Annotated in this window: 14 protein-coding genes; 9 read left to right on the top strand and 5 right to left on the bottom strand. The window is 66.4% G+C overall.

Annotated elements, in window-relative coordinates:
* Window positions 1–91: 91 nt before the first annotated feature.
* Window positions 92–403 (bottom strand): hypothetical protein, encoded by a 312-nt coding sequence (locus ACFU6I_RS43990; RefSeq protein WP_384378787.1) that lies wholly within the window; start codon window positions 401–403, stop codon window positions 92–94.
* A 54-nt stretch (window positions 404–457) separates the two neighbouring features.
* On the opposite strand from ACFU6I_RS43990, the gene ACFU6I_RS43995 reads away from it, so the two are divergent.
* Both ACFU6I_RS43995 and ACFU6I_RS44000 read left to right on the top strand, forming a co-directional pair.
* A complete protein-coding gene (locus tag ACFU6I_RS43995; RefSeq protein WP_384378790.1) occupies window positions 458–997 on the top strand; it encodes a hypothetical protein in 540 nt (179 codons plus the stop codon).
* Complete coding sequence (locus ACFU6I_RS44000; protein WP_384378793.1) at window positions 994–2535, top strand: multicopper oxidase family protein; 1542 nt, start codon at window positions 994–996, stop codon at window positions 2533–2535. Before ACFU6I_RS43995 ends, ACFU6I_RS44000 begins: the two co-directional genes overlap by 4 nt.
* A gap of 127 nt (window positions 2536–2662) precedes the next feature.
* Here the strand turns inward: ACFU6I_RS44000 and ACFU6I_RS44005 are convergent, their stop codons facing one another.
* Window positions 2663–3202: a CGNR zinc finger domain-containing protein gene (locus tag ACFU6I_RS44005; RefSeq protein ID WP_384378796.1), complete on the bottom strand. Its 540-nt coding sequence runs from the start codon at window positions 3200–3202 to the stop codon at window positions 2663–2665.
* A gap of 171 nt (window positions 3203–3373) precedes the next feature.
* Here ACFU6I_RS44005 and ACFU6I_RS44010 point away from each other — a divergent pair, with 171 nt between their 5' ends.
* Window positions 3374–4633 (top strand): MFS transporter, encoded by a 1260-nt coding sequence (locus ACFU6I_RS44010; RefSeq protein WP_384378826.1) that lies wholly within the window; start codon window positions 3374–3376, stop codon window positions 4631–4633.
* 508 nt (window positions 4634–5141) lie between these two features.
* On the top strand, window positions 5142–6629 hold the full coding sequence (locus ACFU6I_RS44015; protein ID WP_384378799.1) for an IPT/TIG domain-containing protein: 1488 nt from the start codon (window positions 5142–5144) through the stop codon (window positions 6627–6629).
* Window positions 6630–7195: 566 nt separating this feature from the next.
* Here the strand turns inward: ACFU6I_RS44015 and ACFU6I_RS44020 are convergent.
* The 3 genes from ACFU6I_RS44020 to ACFU6I_RS44030 form a co-directional block, all read right to left on the bottom strand.
* Complete coding sequence (locus ACFU6I_RS44020; RefSeq protein WP_384378802.1) at window positions 7196–7855, bottom strand: NADPH-dependent FMN reductase; 660 nt, start codon at window positions 7853–7855, stop codon at window positions 7196–7198.
* Window positions 7856–8308: 453 nt separating this feature from the next.
* Window positions 8309–8986: a DUF4232 domain-containing protein gene (locus ACFU6I_RS44025; RefSeq protein ID WP_384378805.1), complete on the bottom strand. Its 678-nt coding sequence runs from the start codon at window positions 8984–8986 to the stop codon at window positions 8309–8311.
* Between the two features lie 612 nt (window positions 8987–9598).
* Window positions 9599–9754 carry a helix-turn-helix domain-containing protein gene (locus ACFU6I_RS44030; protein ID WP_384378808.1) on the bottom strand — a complete coding sequence of 52 codons (156 nt, stop codon included), beginning with the start codon at window positions 9752–9754 and terminating at the stop codon, window positions 9599–9601.
* Between the two features lie 528 nt (window positions 9755–10282).
* Here ACFU6I_RS44030 and ACFU6I_RS44035 point away from each other — a divergent pair.
* The 5 genes from ACFU6I_RS44035 (at window position 10283) to ACFU6I_RS44055 (ending at window position 16100) form a co-directional block, all read left to right on the top strand.
* Complete coding sequence (locus tag ACFU6I_RS44035) at window positions 10283–10825, top strand: hypothetical protein (RefSeq protein WP_384378811.1); 543 nt, start codon at window positions 10283–10285, stop codon at window positions 10823–10825.
* A gap of 32 nt (window positions 10826–10857) precedes the next feature.
* Window positions 10858–11526 (top strand): hypothetical protein, encoded by a 669-nt coding sequence (locus tag ACFU6I_RS44040; protein WP_384378814.1) that lies wholly within the window; start codon window positions 10858–10860, stop codon window positions 11524–11526.
* A complete protein-coding gene (locus tag ACFU6I_RS44045; protein WP_384378817.1) occupies window positions 11523–11870 on the top strand; it encodes a hypothetical protein in 348 nt (115 codons plus the stop codon). Before ACFU6I_RS44040 ends, ACFU6I_RS44045 begins: the two co-directional genes overlap by 4 nt.
* A 113-nt stretch (window positions 11871–11983) precedes the next feature.
* On the top strand, window positions 11984–14716 hold the full coding sequence (locus ACFU6I_RS44050; protein ID WP_384378820.1) for a hypothetical protein: 2733 nt from the start codon (window positions 11984–11986) through the stop codon (window positions 14714–14716).
* A gap of 142 nt (window positions 14717–14858) precedes the next feature.
* Window positions 14859–16100 carry a hypothetical protein gene (locus ACFU6I_RS44055; RefSeq protein WP_384378823.1) on the top strand — a complete coding sequence of 414 codons (1242 nt, stop codon included), beginning with the start codon at window positions 14859–14861 and terminating at the stop codon, window positions 16098–16100.
* Window positions 16101–16206 lie beyond the last annotated feature (106 nt).

The following is a 16206-nucleotide window of genomic DNA, read 5'->3' on the forward strand; positions in this document are numbered from 1 at the left end:
TCCTCGTACTGGACGTACTCGGACGACCCCGACAACGCAGCGAGCGTGCGTGCCGGGCGTCGCCGGGCAGGCGGGACTTCCGACACACGCCCTAGAAGGCCCTGGGAGCGGCGGCGAACGCGGCACTGACCGTGGGGCCGCCGCTGTCGTCGGCGCCGTCGCCCTCTCCTTCCAGGAGTGGCGGGCGCGGCGCAGTGACCGTATCGATGTCCGCGCGGTCGCCGCCGGCCGCGTCTGCCTGGGCGTCCACCGGGCCACCGACGTCACCGCCGGCCTCGCCCTCGGCGCCGCAGCGGCCCGACGAGTCGGAGGCGTCGCTGTGCCGCCCGCCGCGATGCCCCCGTAGGGGCCCGGGGCCGGGGAGCGGGCGGCAAGGCCCCTGTGCCCAGGCGTAGACGCGCATGAGAGGGCGGACTACGGTTGCGTGCTGATCATCCACTGCCCAGGGGAGACGTCCATGCAGCCGTCGTTGGCCTCCGCCGAGCCGGGCGGCTCCGGCATACGCGAGTCGCCGGACCCGCGGCGGCACCCCGGGCGGTCCCGCGGTGCACTGCGCGCGGTGACGACGGTGCACGCCGCGACCCTGTTCACCCAGGCCGTCCTCGCCGGGCGGTTCCTGTCCGGCGACTACGACATGCTCACCGCGCACGCGGTCAACGCCAACGTCGTCGTCGCCGTCGGCCTCGTGCAGGTCGTGGTGGCGGTGCTGTACTGGCGCCCGGGCCGCGGTCCGGGCTGGCCGGCCGCGGTCAGCGTCGTGCTGCTCGTGGCCGAGGCCGCGCAGGCCGTCCTCGGCTACCGGCGGACCCTGGGGGTGCACGTCCCGCTGGGCGTGACGCTCATTGCCTCCGGACTGCTGCTCCTGATCCAGGTGTGGCGCCCCCTGCCCCCGGGCCCCGTCCCGACCACGCCCGGTGACGCCGGGTCAGTGCCCGGGAGGGGGCCGCGGCCCGGCACGTCCCCGGAGGCGTCGCAGCCCGGGCAGGAGGCCTCGTGAGGCCGGCGATACCGCGCCGCCGCCTCCTCGGCGCCCTGGGCGGGGCGGCCGCCCTGGCGGCGGTGGGCGCAAACATCCCGCGGCTGGCCGCCGGCGCCCAGACCGGGGAACTGCTGCGCAGCCAGTTGCCGCTGCCCGCCCCGTACCGGGTGCCACTGCCGGTACCGCCGGTGCTGACTCCACGTCAGGACGCCACCACCGACTACTACGAGGTGACTCAGAAGGCCGCCACCCAGGAGATCCTGCCCGGCCACACCACCGCGATCTGGGGATACGAGGGGATCTTCCCCGGGCCCACCCTCGTCTCCCGCAGCGGCCGGCGGACCGTCGTCCGTCACCGCAACGCACTTCCTGTGCCCGCCGTCGTCCACCTGCACGGCGGCCGCACCCCGTCGGCCAGCGACGGCTACCCCACCGACCTGATCGTGCCGGACGGGTTCACCGGCCCGCTCCCGCACCACGACCACCGGGCCAGCCTGGCCCACGGCTCACGCGTCTACGAGTACCCCCTCCAGCAGCGGGCCGCCACGCTCTGGTATCACGACCACCGCATGGACTTCACCGGCGCCTCCGTCTGGCGGGGACTGGCCGGATTTCATCTCGTACACGACGACGAGGAGGAGGCCCTGCCCCTGCCGCGCGGGGACCGGGACATCCCCCTCATGATCACCGACCGGGCCTTCGACGCCGACGGCTCCTTCCGCTACCCCGCGACCGACCCGACCCTCCTGCACACCCCGGGCGTGCAGCAGGACTACGTCGAAGGGGTCCTGGGCGACGTGATCCTGGTCAACGGTGCTCCGTGGCCCGTCCTGGAAGTCGACGCCGCCCGCTACCGGCTGCGCATCCTCAATGCCTCCAACGCACGCCGCTACCGGCTGGAGCTGGACCCCCAGCCCGCGGGCGGTGGCGCCCTGGTACAGATCGGCTCCGACGGCGGCCTGCTGGCGGCCCCGAGAGCGCACGACGCGATCGTACTGGCGCCCGCGGAACGCTTCGACGTCGTCGTCGACTTCTCCCGCTACCGGGTCGGCGAGGAGGTCACCCTGGTCAACCGGCTCGGCAGCGGCACCACCGCCGCGGTCATGCGCTTCCGGATCGCCCGGCGCGCCACCGACGACAGCGCCGTGCCCGCGCGGCTGTCGGGCGTCGAGCGTCTGGACCCGGCGCGCGCGACGACGACCCGTACCTTCGCCTTCCGCGACCAGGGCGACGAGGGCTGGACGATCAACGGCCGGCCCTTCGACCCGATGCGGGCCGATGCCACCCCCCGGCTGGGCGCGCTGGAGGTCTGGCGGTTCACCAGCGACTTCCACCACCCGGTCCACCTTCACCTGGCGCACTTCCAGGTACTCTCCCGCAACGGCGAGGCCCCCGGCCCCTACGACGCGGGCTGGAAGGACACCGTCGACCTGAGCCCTGGCGAGGCGGTCGCCATCATCACCAGATTCACCGGCTACCGGGGGCGTTTCGTCTTCCACTGCCACAACCTGGAGCACGAGGACATGGCGATGATGGCCAACTTCGAGGTCGTCTAGTGTTCTGACCGATCGGGTCCGCCGGGTTCTACAGGCCGCGACTATGGGTGGGCGTCCGCCCCGGCGGATGCGGGCGCAATAGCAGTGGTTCCCCTGAACGCGATCAGGGTACTTCGCGCCTGCCTGGTCAGACGGTCTGTCGCTTTCGGGAGGCGTAGGAGCGGGATTTGTTGCGGTTGCCGCACACCTTCATTGAGCACCAGCGGCGGCTGCGGTTCTTCGACACGTCCCAGAACGCCCATGCGCAGGTGTGTTCCGCGCAGCGTTTGAGCCGGGCCGCGTCGCCGGTGGTTACCAGTTCGTTCCAGGCGATCGCAAGGGTGGCCAGGGGCTCACGTTCCGGGGGCAGTCCTGAGGCGGTGGTGAGTGGGCCGTGTGCTGTGATCAGCACGGGGTGTGCGGCGAGCACCCGGTCGGCCGCGGCGAGCAGTTGCGGGTCGGGGGTGTCGCCGACGTGCGCGCCCAGTACCTCCCGGAGCCCCGCACGCAGGGTGAGGTAGTCCGCGTGGACGTCGGCTGTGATCCGGCCCGGGTTGTCGATCAGGCCGCGTCCCTTGAGCCAGGCGGAGAGGCCGACGGGGGTGGCGATCTCGTCGCTCGCTTCCTCCACGTCGACCGTGTTGACGAAGGCCTCCACCAGGACGGCCGAGGCCGGCGGCTCCAGCATGCGTGTCACCTCTTCCACATCGCAGCCATTCTACCGCCTAACCGTTTTACCGGTTGCGCAGTGGAGGTGGCGTGCGGCAGGGTTATCTCACCGGCTAACGCGTTAGACGGTGAGAGGCTGAGTTGCCGAGACGAACAGGGGACGGCCATGACCACAACAGCGCTCGAGCAAATGAACTCCGGCAGGACCACGCGCACGGCGACGGAGAGGGAGCTTCCGCCACTGGGCCCCGGGCGCCGCAACACCGCTGTCCTGGTCGGTTTCACCGCCGTGACCAATCTCGCCGACGGCGTGATGAAGATGGCGCTCCCGCTGCTGGCCGCCCAGCTCACCGGCTCGCCCGCAAAGGTCACCGCCGTCTCGCTGACCCTCACGCTGCCCTGGCTGCTCGTCGCTCTGCACATCGGTGTCCTCGTCGACCGCTTCGACCGCCGCCGACTGCTCTGGGCCGCGAACGCAATGCGTCTGGCCGCGATGGCCTGGCTCACCTTTTCCGCTCTGGCGGGTGGCGTCACGCTCGCCGAGCTCCTCTCCGCCGGGGTGGTCCTCGGTGTCGCCGATGTGGTGGCCTCGACCTCGGCCTCCGCCCTGGTCCCGGCCGCAGTGCCACCCGCCGGGAGGGAACGCGCCAACGCCTGGATGGTGGGCGCCGAGACCGTGGGACAGGAATTCGCCGGGCCCTTCATCGGAGGACTGCTGCTGGCCGCGGGAACCGGCCTCGCACTGGGCCTGATCGGCGTCTCCTACGCCGCCGCCGCCCTCGCTCTGCTCCTGCTCGTGGGCCGCTTCCGCCCCGCCGGGCCCGCCCCGGACGCGGCTCCCGCATCGGTCAACAGCCGCATCGCCGAGGGCGTGCGCTTCCTGTGGCACGACCGGCTGCTGCGCACCCTGTCACTGATCGTCGCCGTACTCTCCGCCGTCTGGGGCGCCTGGCTCGTACTCATGCCGCTCTACGCCCAGCAGACCATGGGCCTCGGATCCAGGGAGTACGGCATCCTTCTCAGCGCCCTCGGCATCGGCGGCCTGGCCGGCGCACTGACCGTGACCTGGGTGAACCGGATCCTCGGCGCGCGCCGGGCAATGTTCGCCGACCTGATCGGCACCACAACGATGGTGGCACTGCCCGCCCTGACCACCAGCCTCTGGGCGGTGGCAGCCGGTGCCTTCCTCGGCGGCATGGGCGGCACACTCTGGTCGGTCAACGCACGCACCCTCACCCAGCACAGAGTGCCGGACGAGATGCTCGGCCGGTATGGTGCGGCGACCCGCGTCTTCAACTTCGGTGCCATGCCTCTGGGCACAGCCCTGGCCGGCCTGCTGGCCGAACTCGGCGGCATGCGCCTCGCGTTCGGGATCTTCGCGGCAGCCACGGCGGTCACGCCGGTGCTGTTCGTCAAGAACGTTCCCCGCACCCCGGCAGCCACCCGCTAGTGCTGCGAGGTCGTCCCGATCCGGCAGCGGTCGCGGTGTCGCCTTCGGGCCCCGCCCGATCCTGCGGTGAACCGGATCCCGAGCGGTCGAGGGCGAACGCCCGGCCCGGGACCTGTGTTTCCCATCTGCCGCGGCAGTCATGCCTGACTTCAGGACCGCCACGGAATCCGGTTCAGCTCACTTCGACGTTCGGAGTCTCTCCAGCAGAGCGGCGACCAGTGCTTGGAGTGTGGCTGCGCCCAGGCCGATTTCGATGGGGACGGTATAACCCGGTTACGACCCGAACTGGGTTGCCTCCACCGCCCCAGAGTCGCTGGAATAACCGCGACGACGAGGTTGCAGGGCAACCAAATCATTGAAGCCCTTTACTAGGGTTCCGTTTTAAGCCGAAACCCATTCCGAACGAGTGAATCCGAGAACACAAGAGCCTGACATCAGTCAGGATACTGAGTAGCGAATACATTGAAATGGAGATGTATGACCATGAGTGAAGACTGAAGGAGCGAGCATGGCGGCGGCACAACAGGCCACTCCGATCACGCCTCAGGTGGCCATGACCCTGGCCGCCATCGCGGCAACTGGAGCGACTCCGCGTCCGTCGGGGGAGACGCTGCAAGCCCAGAGCGAGCGGATCAAACTCGGCATCTCCCGGCAGTTCTCCAACTCCCCCCTGACGAAAAACTGGACACCGACGTGGCTCGCGCTGAGCCCGGACAACGCGAACATGGCGTACATCGCCAAGAACAACGACGGCTCGAACCAGTTTGCCGTGGTCGTCCGCGGGACAGTCGCCAGCGTGACCGACATTCTCGAAGACCTCGACGTCGGCACGGTGGTGCCGTTCACCGCCAGCGGGTCGACGTCCCCCATTTCCGTGTCGAAGGGGGCGATGGACGCCTTCACTCAGGTCGTCGACATGCGTTCGCTCAGCGCCAACTCCAATCTCGTCCAAGCCCTCGCCGGTCTCTTGACGGGGATTCCGCAGCCGACGGTCTACGTAATCGGTCACAGCCTGGGTGGTTGCATCGCAAACATGGTCGCGCTGTACCTGAAGGCGCAGACCTGGCAGCAAAGCCAGCCTCAGTTCGGGGTGGTCACCTTCGCGGCACCCACCGCGGGTCTGCAGAGCTTCGCCGACTACCTCACCTCCCAGTTCGGGAGCATGAACCAGCGCTACGTCAACGCCTACGACGTGGTGCCGCTGGCCTGGGCCAATCTCCCCACCGCGGAAAACTGGTACCCGGATCCCGGACCAGCCGCGACCCTCGAGGTAAAGGTGCTCCTCGGGTCGATCGCAGCCATGCGCGGAAACAATGTCTACGTCCAGCCGGGCACTGCCGTCAGCAAAAACACCGACTACATCCTCCGCGACGACAATTTGGTCAAAGCCTCGGTCAAGGATTTCCTGGGCCAGGTCGCATTTCAGCACGCCAACTCCACCTACCTCAGACTGCTGGACGCACCCGTCCTCTCCGGGCCACCGACGGTGACCGGCGTCATCCCCAGCTTCGGCGCATCGGGCACACAAGTCACCATCAAGGGCCACGACTTCAGCAAGGATTGCAACGTCGACTTCGGCCCCGTCCCGTGCCAGAAACCACCCACGTTCAACCCTGACGGGACCATCACCGCCCAGGTGCCCGACGGGACCGGCATCGTCAACGTGTATGTCACCAACCCCCTGGGCACCTCCCCGGCAGTCCCGCTCGCACAGTTCGCCTACGGCGGGCCCGAACCCGTGGCGGTCAACGGCATCACACCGGACAGCGGCAAGGCCAACGACTCGGTCACCATCTCCGGCGCGGGCTTCGCGAAAGGTGCCACCGTGTATTTCGGGAAGAACGCCTCGCCATCCGTCCAGGTCGACACGGACAAGATCGTCGCCAAAGCGCCCCCGTCGGGCAAAGCCACGAGCACGACCGTGGACATCACCGTGAACGTGAACGGCTACTCGTCCCCCACCGGTCCAGCCGACGAGTTCACCTACACCGGGTGACACCGGAGTCGGTCAGCTCACTGGTCCCGGACAGCGGTCGCCCCGCGGTCCGGGACCAAAACGCGTCCGTGAGCCCAGTCCTGTTCGCTGCTCCCGAGCGCCGGGGCGACGGTCATGACCGTGCGCGGGGCGCGGTGGTCCAGGATCCGGCCGACGCGGATCCCGGCAGGTGCGGATATGACCAGGCCGAGGGAGAAGACCGCGGTCGTCAGGCTCGCCGGCCACCGCTCCGTCGCCGCTCGGCTTCCGGCCGCTCTCACCGCCGGGCGGCGCCCAGGCGCTGCGGTCCAAGGGGCCGTTCGGGCGGCCCTGAGCTTCCCTCGGTTCGCGGGAGGCGTGTTTCAGCCAGTCGGGGTGGGTGCGGGGGCGGTCGATCGGGTGATCGAGTCCTTGGCCTCGCGGACCGCCCCGATCGTGGACTGCCAGGTCCACTACGCCAATGAATCGCATGCCCACGGCGCAGGGGTGACCAAGGGCTTCGCGCTGAAGACGGTGCCGCCCAGCCCACGCTCTTCCCCGTCGAAGCATTCGCGGGCGCCCTCGTAGTGGCGCTGCCAGTCCCGGGGTCAGTCCTCGGCCCGCTGGGTGACCGGTGCGTCGGTGCGGTCGCCGGGGAACTCGTACCAGCGGCGCTGCAGGCAGACGAACTGCACGTCGGCCTGTACCAGCTGCATGAACCCGGAGATGATCTCGGCGAGCCGCTCCTGCGATTCGGGGCGGGCGAGCCGGCCGTCCTCGGTGAAGCCCTCGTGCGCGCGGGGCAGGCTGAACATGTCGGGGTAGACCCGCGTCCCCAGGTGCTCCAGCGGGACCCGCAGCGCCCACAGGCCGCGGTTGCCACCGATCAGCGACGGGGAGGCCGACAGCAGCAGCGCGTGCCTGGTCTTGAACGGCTGCGGCCGTACCCGTGACACCCAGTCGATGGCGTTCTTCAACAGCCCCGGGACGGAGCCGTTGTACTCGGGAGACGAGATCACGAACGCATCGCAGCGCTTGATCCGCTCACACAGGGCCAGGGCACCCGCGGGCAGCCCTTCGGCGGCCTCCACATCCCCGTCGTACAACGGCATGTCGAAATCCCGCATGCTGGCCATGTCGACCTCGGCACCGGCCTCGGCGACCAGGCCCGATGCCAGCGAGGCCAACTGCGCGTTGGTGGACCCGGTGCGCCGGGCCGCACCGAATACAAGGACCCGAACGGGAGCCGGGCCAACATCCGTGGTCATCTTGCGGTCCCTTCCAGCGGGCGGGGTGTCCTCAGCAGACAGTTTTTCCCGGCCCCGGTCTGCCGCGCGCGACGACACGCTTGCGGCCGGCGGCGTCACCCTCGAGGCGGTCCCAGGCCGGTGCATGGTGGGTGTGGGTGGACCGGCAGCAGGATCCGGCCCGTTCAGACCTACGCTTCATCCTGAGCTTGCCCTGCCTTCCGAGCGTGGGTCTGAGACGGTCATCCGTCAGTACCGAGGTTTTCGGGTCCGGGGGTAACGTCAGAGCGGGGTCGGGGTCAGTCCGGTCTCGGCTCAGCACCGACCGCCGACCACGTCACTTTTGAGTCGAAGCACGCGAGTTGTCACCATTGGCATCCATTGACCTGCTGCTTCGATCAGGCATAGCACGGTGGTTGTCATCGGGTCGGCACGCTGCGCGTCGCCGGCATGGATCACGAACTGCGGGTCGGTTCAGCTGAAGGGAACGGCGTCCTTCGGGGCGGTGTGCCAGTTGGTGACGATCGGGTGATCGACAGTGATGGTGCCGACCGGCAGGGAAACCGGGTTGGGGTCGTCGTCACCGATGGCGACGATGATGCTGTCCAATTCCTTGCCACCGTTTGCGTTGGTGGTCTTCGGATTCACCCCGGCGTAGGCAGTGGTGCTCCCGGTCAGCTTGATCTGCTTGCCGGCGGTCTGCTCCGCGGGACCCGCCTCGGTGCCGTCGGATCCGAACGCCACGGTCGGAAGTGCGGCGGGCAGGTAGCAGGTGATCCCCGACTTCGCCTTCGCGATGATCAGGATGTATCCGCCGGCCTGGGTCTCGGGCCTGGTGCTCCAGGAGATGTCGTTGGCACCACAGCTCTGCCCGACCGGCTCCCGCTCGCCGTTGCCGGTATCGGCGCCGGAGCCGACCCCCTCCGCGGTTCCCTTGCCCGTCGCCTCGGAGCCCTTGCCGGTGCCCTGGTTGCTGCCCGCGGTCGACGAGCCGGACGGGGTGACCGCATTGCCGGCCGCAGTGGGGGACGAAGAACCCTGCGCGGCGCCGGTGTCCGTGGCCGCGTCCGAGTCCTGGCACGCCGTCATCAACATGGCGCCGCCGACGAGGGCTGCGGAGACGAGAAAGGCCTTGCGACGGTTGCCGGACATGAAATCCCCTTGGTAATCAGTGGTTGAGGCCGAAGCGGTTTCGGCTTCTCGGTGCTTGCTTGATCACTATGAGGGGGCTGTGAGCCGAGGAGATCCCGGCGTCTTCGTTCCAGGACATCGCTGTCGCAGACCGGTGACATGATCACGAAGTGGAACGACCAGGTCAGCCCAGTGCGCCCCGTTCGATGGACCTGGTGACAACACGCCGGTCTTGGTGACAACCATCGTGCCTCTGCTCAGTTTTCCGGCGCGATCCCCTGCCCGAAACGCGTCACGCGTAGTCGAGCTCGATGTAGTCGATGTCGGTGAACTCCACCACGAGGCCCTCAGCCCGGCGGCCGCCGTCTTGGAAGTACTGCTCCTGAAGACCGTTCCTATCCAGTGTGCATAAGCCTCCACGTGCATGCCCTCCACGGCGTAGGAGACATGGAACAGCCGACCGATCAGCGTCTTCACCCGCGCCGGCGTCCAACGCCGGCCAGCCCAGCCGCGCACGAGCGGGCTGCTCACCAACTCATGTTTCAGCCAAGCAATTTGACCCTCGGAAAGCAGGGAACGACCAGGTGATCCCTTCGAGGCCGCACCGACGGCACCGCCCTCACGCCACTGACGTCACCACCGCTCCACCGACCGATCCGACACCCTGAGCGCGGTAGCGATCGCACTGGTCGTCCACCCAGCCTCGAACCGGGCCACGACATCCAGCCGCACTCGCTCGCGGGCAGCCCGCTCCGCGTCGGTCAAGCCCCCACCCGGCGCATACCTCACAGCCTCAGCGCTACCGGACCCTGACCCCTGACTCAGCCGAACGCCCCGACATCACTCATTCAGGTTCAGAAGCAGCTGCAAGCGGTTTCACTCGGATCCGCCTGAGTGCCGAGCGGGGTGAACCGCACGCGTCGCCCCTACTTTGACAGTTCTGCCGGCCTGTCACCCGTATGGAGTAGTTCCACCTCACTCGATGGATTTAGGAAGAGGTAGGCTTATGTACAGGGCATCGACATTAAAGGCGCACTTTACCTGACGTGATGTCTACGGCTTGAGATGCGGGACTGAATTTCACCGGAGTGCTGGTTCCGAAAATGCCATCCAACGTCCCGCACCAGCAGATCACTCGACCTGTGATCGAAATCGATCACGACTGATCGCAGCATCCAGCAGATTTGCCATACGGCTCCCGAGGTCCCCGCTTGTGCGGGGGTGCGGCGCGAATCAATCCTTCTGACACCTTCTTCGATCGGATTCGTCGGCTGACGTAAGTACGGCCCGCGCGATCGAGGGGAACGATTGAGGGGAATGAGAACAGTGCAGATCACGGGCTTCAATCCTACGAATGGCCCCGTCGACACGAGGGTCACCCTGTCGCTGACGGATATGCCGCCAGATGCGAGCGTCAACAACACCACGGTGCTGCTGAGCGGATCGCCTACGGTCGATGTGACTGCCGTCGACACACGTGGCGGCACGATCAGCGTCACCATTCTGGCCAATTCGCAGAGCGGCGACTTCGAAGTGACGGTTCAAAGCCCGACAGGTCCCGTCAGTGCGCAGAGCTCGACCATCTTCACCGTAAATGCAACGCCTGGGGCGGTGCAGATTACCGGCATGCAACCGCGCACAGCCATTCGGGGTCAGACGCCCTTGACCCTGAGTGGTCAGAACCTCAACCAGATCAAGTACCTGCGCATCGGAAGCGTGAATGTCCTGAGCCTGACGCACCTGAACTCTGAGATGGTCCGCGTGACGGTTCCTGCGGCCGTACAGACCGGTCAGCAGCGTGTCACCGGGCAGACAGAGAATCGCCAGGTGAACTGCCCCTACACGCTCACCGTGGAGTAGTCGAAGTCCGTCGCAGAAAGGAGATGGCATTCATGGCCACCCCGCAGGATGTGATCGACGCCTGGGCGGATATCACGACATGGGTGCAGGACACGCTGCCTGAACTGGCGCAGCAGCAGAGTTTGCCTGTGGAAACGTACGATCCCGGCGACCTCGGCGCCTGCAGCGTTTTCAACACCCCCGGGGAGGGCTCGGTCGGCTGGGGTAGTGACGGTGACGCCACCATTACGCTGACCTCTCTCAAGATCGCCAGCATGTCCGGTGTGAAGATCCAGACCGCAGCCGCAGTGGACGGCACCACGGTGCACCTGCCGTTGTCGTTCTCCCAGCTAGGAATCTCCGGCAACTACAGCTATGGCCAGCCCTGCGCGCTCTACGACCTGGGAAAGAAGATGGATTCCGCAACCGCCAGCGGCCACGGCGCCATCGTCCAGACCATCAGTAACAACTCGCTCTACTACGCTGCCAAGTTGGGAGACACCGTGACCCTGAGTAATGTCGTGGTCAATGGTGCTCCGACGGTCACCATCACCCCGGATACGGGTGGGATGCCTTCCTGGCTGGTAGCGATCGGCAACTTCTTTTCCACTTTCAAGGAGGAGGAAGCGCTGCGCTCGACACTACAGAACGTCTTCCTGACTGCTGACTTCAGCAAAACGTTGATCGCGTTGCTCAACCAGCGGATAGGCGGCCAAACATGACTGTGAACCTGGAGAGCTCGACTGTCGATGTGCATCTGCAGACTCCCTTTGGGGATGTGTCAGTCGGCCGGTTCAGCCTGAACAGTGGTCAGGTCACGGGAACGGATCACCGCGGCATCGCCTACCGAGGCACCTGCACGCCCATGCCGGACGGCGGCCTGAACGTCGAGCTGACGGCCAGTGTGCCGGCCGGTACCAGAATCGGGGAGAGCAAGGTCACCGAGACAGACGCCGAGCACAATCTCGCCTTCCACCTCAACCAGGAACAGGTGGCCGGCCGGCAGACCAAGGCGATCCTGCTGTCCGGCTTCGGCTCCGCCGATGTGCGATTCGAGGTGCGCTGACAGAGCTTTGTCGTGTTCAGCGCCTGAGGGCACCCACCGCAACCTGATGCCACACTGCACCGACACACCGGTACCCGCTCACGTTCGACTGATCCGCTTTGTGGAGAGACGTTATGACCGGGAGCCAACAATCGCAGCCGCAGAACCCGCTACAACTCGGCCAGACGCTGTATGAGGTACTGGATTTCACGGTCATCGGCACTCCCCGGAGCGCGGCCGCTGCCCGCTATAACCGAGTGATATACAACGCGGATGGCGGCAGCCCGGTCGAGCCGCTCGACTTGCAAGCACAGGATCAGATCCTGGACGTCAAGGCGGCCACCAATATGCACGCCGCCGTGCAGAACGTCTATGTGCTGACAGCCGACAAGGTACAGATCATCGGAAGCGAACACGGCAAAGCCACCTCGCAAACCTGGCCCGTCTCCAACGTGAGCAACATCGTGGATCTCGATCCGCAGCAGATTCAGGATCCGCACCTCCTGCTGTTCGGCCAGGATGCACAGAGCGTCTTCCTGCAATCGCTCGATTGCTCCACCGGGCATCTGTCGAGCCCATTGTGCCTGCCGACCACCGTCCCGGGCAGGGTGGTGGGCGCGCTGCTGGCACGCAATCAACTCGATGCGCACGCGATCGTCTGCACCGTGCACAACGGGCAGTTGATGGTCAACGATCTCGGTTCGAGTGTGCTCGGTGCGAATCCAGCGATGTCATCGGTCAACACTATTTCGCTGGGCGCGGTACAGAATTCGGCTGTCGTCGACATCACCACAGCCTCGCTGGTGGCAGGCACTTCGGACCAGCAGGTTGTAGTGACCTATCCCGATGCACAGGGCGTCGTGAACGTTGCTGTGCTCGGCTGGACCAAGCAGACTCTGGTTTCGGTCGCGACGGCCACCCCTGATCTCAGCTTCGCCCCGCCCGAGGGCGCGGTGTTCCGGGTGGCCGCCGGCGACCTCCTCGGAAATGGCGTCGACCAGCTGGTGGTCGGATACCGCGCGACCTATCAGTCCGTGAAGGGCTGCGCCGCGCTGTTGCTGTTCGAGCTGGAGGAGGGGGCCCATGGCGCTCAGAGCCTGAAGCAACTCAGCAAGTACGCCGCTGCGAACACCGGTTCACAACCTCTCGCCTCAATCGACCTGCACTTGGCGGTGGGTCTGTTCGGGGAGGCACTGCCTCCGGACCAGACGGCGGTATCGGCCGATGCGCCCGCGGGAGTGCTGGGGGTGCTGGTCGTCGGCGGTGGCGCCACCTTCGACCAGCTCATGAAGGGGGAGGCTTCCATTCTGGCCGGCCTGGTGCCCGTTGATGCGGTCGAGAAGACGTTCCCACGGTTGAACAATTCGCCCGGTCTCCCACAGCACCTGACGAACGTGATGACCATCGACTACCGGTCCGGTTTCTTCGCGTTGCCGAGCGATGTCACTGGGCAGAGCGTGATCCTCGGTCCGCCGACGCTCAGCCAGTCGGTGGGCAAGGGGCAATTGCTGGCCGTCATTCAGGCGCCGCCGTTCGAGTCCGGTGATGTGTCGAGCAGCGGCCCGACCCTCACCTTCGGCCAGAGTGTCTCCAAGGTCACGGGATGCAATGTCTCGTCGAACAAGGTATGGACGTTCAGCCAGGACACCGGCCGTTCCATCGGAATTTCCGGGCAAACCTTGGGGCAGCACGTCAGTAGCTCCTATGGCAACGGCTTTGACCAGCTCGACGACTATTCCACCAGCAGGCTCGTGCAGTCGACCACAACGATCTCCGTGGACGACCTGATCGTGCTGTACGCCATGAGCTACTACGTCTGGACCTACCCGGTCTACCGCAAGGCCGGCCAGGACGCCCCGGACGGCACTATGGCGGTCATTTTCCCGATGACGCCGGAGCCGGTCCAGAGCATCATCCCCGCGAGTGATCCCAGCCTGGGCTACATACCCCGCTCGCAGAACGGCGTCCTGTTGAGCTACGTCAACCTGCAACCGGACGGTTACGACGAGTCCCAACTGCTGTTCAACTTGACCAGCATGTCGGTGACCAACGAGCCCAGCGGAAGCACCCTGAACTACGACCAGAACCAGATGGTCAGCAAAAACATCAGCCAGTCATTCATGGTCCACAACTCCACGACGGACAGCGCGCACTTCTCCATCAGCACCACCCTGCTCGACTACATCCCGATCGATTTCGGGCTGGACCTGAGCGAAGGACAGACATACTCGGAGTCGGACGTGCGGACGACGATGCTGTCGCACACCACCGCCATGAACATCTCCGTCACTTCGGGAAGCGTCAAAGACATCGGCTATGAATACCAGATCGCACCCTACATTTATTACCATCAGACGATGGGATGCCTGATGGTAAGTTACAAAGTTGCCATGCCCGGCAAACTGTGGGCCAGCTACTACAAACCCCGTGTCATGCTGCAGTCGCTGTACTCAAATTCCACGGATCCGGCGTTGCAGGGGTTCAGCCGATCGATTTCTTTCCACGACAACGACGACGGCACGGTTGACGTCAACGTCGAGGTCTTCAACAACAGCTTGAAGGAAATCCAGAATGTCGCCTGCGAGTTCTACCACGGAGCGCCGACGGTAGTCGACAGCAAGCTTACGCCGTCCGGGAATATGGCCGGACGCCAGAGCTTGGAAACGTTGCTGCCGACCGGGCGCGCCACGATGAGCATGAAGAACATGAGTTTGCAACAGAAGGACCAGGTGGTTGTCGTTGTGGTGTACGACGTGCCGGCACCGGACGGCACGCAGGTGCGTGAGGTGTATTGGGGTATCTACCCGCCCTCAGCCTTCGCGGACTGGCATGCGGAGCAGGTGTCATTACCGGCCAGGGAAGGGTGACCCGGCTATGAGATTGTCGGCCGTCGAGCGGGCATCGTGTGGATTCGGCGAGGAAGGTGCGGATGATCTGGGACCGCTTCCGGAAGGTATTTCCACCGACGCTGCCACAGCGGTGCTGCGGGCCCGGCAGTTCGGTCGTGGCTTGCACGTGACCCGCACGGCCAGGCGTGCCGTAGCCAAGCTTCGTGCCGGCGCACCGGATCTCGCCGAGGGCGGCCGCCTCGGGCTGATCCTCGCCACCGAGCGTGGCGACCAGCATATGGTGGCCCGGCGCACAGCCGATGTCGCCCGGCGGATGAGCCTCGGGGAGCGGGCGCCGACCGATCTCTTCCGGGCGATCGCCTACTTTCCGGTGGGCCGGGTGGCGAAGAGCATCGCGGAGAAGCTGCAAGCTTGGGGGCCGGTCGTCAGTGTCCCCGCCGACCTCGAGCGAGCTCGGACTCTGGCTGAGGTGTGGTTGACGGCAGGGCGTGCCGACCAGGTGGTGCTGGTGGCTGCCGACGCGACGGCCGATGGTGCCATGGCGCACGCGACAGCGGAATTGTGGCTCGGAAGCCGGCGAGCCGACACCGCGCCGGCTCTCACCATGACCGCCTATGTCCAGCGACCGCACCAAAGCGAGGGCGTGTCGTGCGCGGAGCTGGCCGGCCAGGTCATCGAAATGCTGGCCCCGGTCGGCGGCCGGCGTACCGCACTGATCGTGGGTTCCATGCTCGCCGACGCGGGCGAGTCGTTGCTCGCCGAGGTGTCTCCCCGTGACCCCGGTCCGCCCTTGGAAGGTGCCATCCGCTCACTGGCGGGCCGGCTTGGCTTCAGCGAGCTGTTCGTCCTCATAGGTTCCTCCGGGGCCAGCATGACCGCCCTCGGGCTGGCCCAGGACCTCATAGCACTGGACCGGGCCGACTCTGTCGTGGTCTGCGGCGTCGATCTGGTCCACGGCGTCCTGGCACAGGCCCTGGGGCTGCTCCGCTGCGACGACCTGCCGCACATGCGCGGAGGAGCAAGCGCCCTGATGCTGCAACCAGGGACGCCAGACGGCGGCCAACCCATCCTCCAGGCATGCTCCTTGGTCAACCCAGCCGTCCCGTCCCAGCCCACCGTCGCGATGGACCTTGCCGGCGTACCCACCGGCCTGCCGAACGGCAGGAAGCCGTCGCATGTCGTGCTCAGCGGACTGAGCTCCCTCGATCTGCAGTGCGCCGAGCAGCTGGCCGGCCACGTCTGGCCAGGCGCCCCGATCTCCAGCCGCGGCGACGTTCGCGGTGTCGGCGACGATGTCCTGCGGCTGGCGGGAACAGCCAGTGGCCTGGACCTGCCCATGGGCATTGTCGGGGTCCACTCCCTCGGAGGGACGGGATACTGCCTACTGACTTCGGCGCCTTGAGGAATTTCTAACTTGATCTTTAACCTGTTCGGCGTGGACGTGGGTTCGTTGACTTCTTCGTCCGCCGCTTCGTGGTGTCTGGTTTGCCGACTGTGTGCACGTCATA

The sequence above is a fragment of the Streptomyces sp. NPDC057486 genome, assembly GCF_042802415.1.
Taxonomy (GTDB): Bacteria; Actinomycetota; Actinomycetes; order Streptomycetales; family Streptomycetaceae; genus Streptomyces; species Streptomyces yanii.

What these genes read in the sequence shown, in the direction of transcription:
- ACFU6I_RS43990 (WP_384378787.1), bottom strand. Translation starts at nt 403, where the DNA reads ATGCGCGTCTACGCCTGGGCACAGGGGCCTTGCCGCCCGCTCCCCGGC.
- ACFU6I_RS43995 (WP_384378790.1), top strand. Translation starts at nt 458, where the DNA reads ATGCAGCCGTCGTTGGCCTCCGCCGAGCCGGGCGGCTCCGGCATACGC.
- ACFU6I_RS44005 (WP_384378796.1), bottom strand. Translation starts at nt 3,202, where the DNA reads ATGCTGGAGCCGCCGGCCTCGGCCGTCCTGGTGGAGGCCTTCGTCAAC.
- ACFU6I_RS44010 (WP_384378826.1), top strand. Translation starts at nt 3,374, where the DNA reads ATGAACTCCGGCAGGACCACGCGCACGGCGACGGAGAGGGAGCTTCCG.
- ACFU6I_RS44015 (WP_384378799.1), top strand. Translation starts at nt 5,142, where the DNA reads ATGGCGGCGGCACAACAGGCCACTCCGATCACGCCTCAGGTGGCCATG.
- ACFU6I_RS44020 (WP_384378802.1), bottom strand. Translation starts at nt 7,855, where the DNA reads ATGACCACGGATGTTGGCCCGGCTCCCGTTCGGGTCCTTGTATTCGGT.
- ACFU6I_RS44025 (WP_384378805.1), bottom strand. Translation starts at nt 8,986, where the DNA reads ATGTCCGGCAACCGTCGCAAGGCCTTTCTCGTCTCCGCAGCCCTCGTC.
- ACFU6I_RS44035 (WP_384378811.1), top strand. Translation starts at nt 10,283, where the DNA reads ATGAGAACAGTGCAGATCACGGGCTTCAATCCTACGAATGGCCCCGTC.
- ACFU6I_RS44040 (WP_384378814.1), top strand. Translation starts at nt 10,858, where the DNA reads ATGGCCACCCCGCAGGATGTGATCGACGCCTGGGCGGATATCACGACA.
- ACFU6I_RS44045 (WP_384378817.1), top strand. Translation starts at nt 11,523, where the DNA reads ATGACTGTGAACCTGGAGAGCTCGACTGTCGATGTGCATCTGCAGACT.
- ACFU6I_RS44050 (WP_384378820.1), top strand. Translation starts at nt 11,984, where the DNA reads ATGACCGGGAGCCAACAATCGCAGCCGCAGAACCCGCTACAACTCGGC.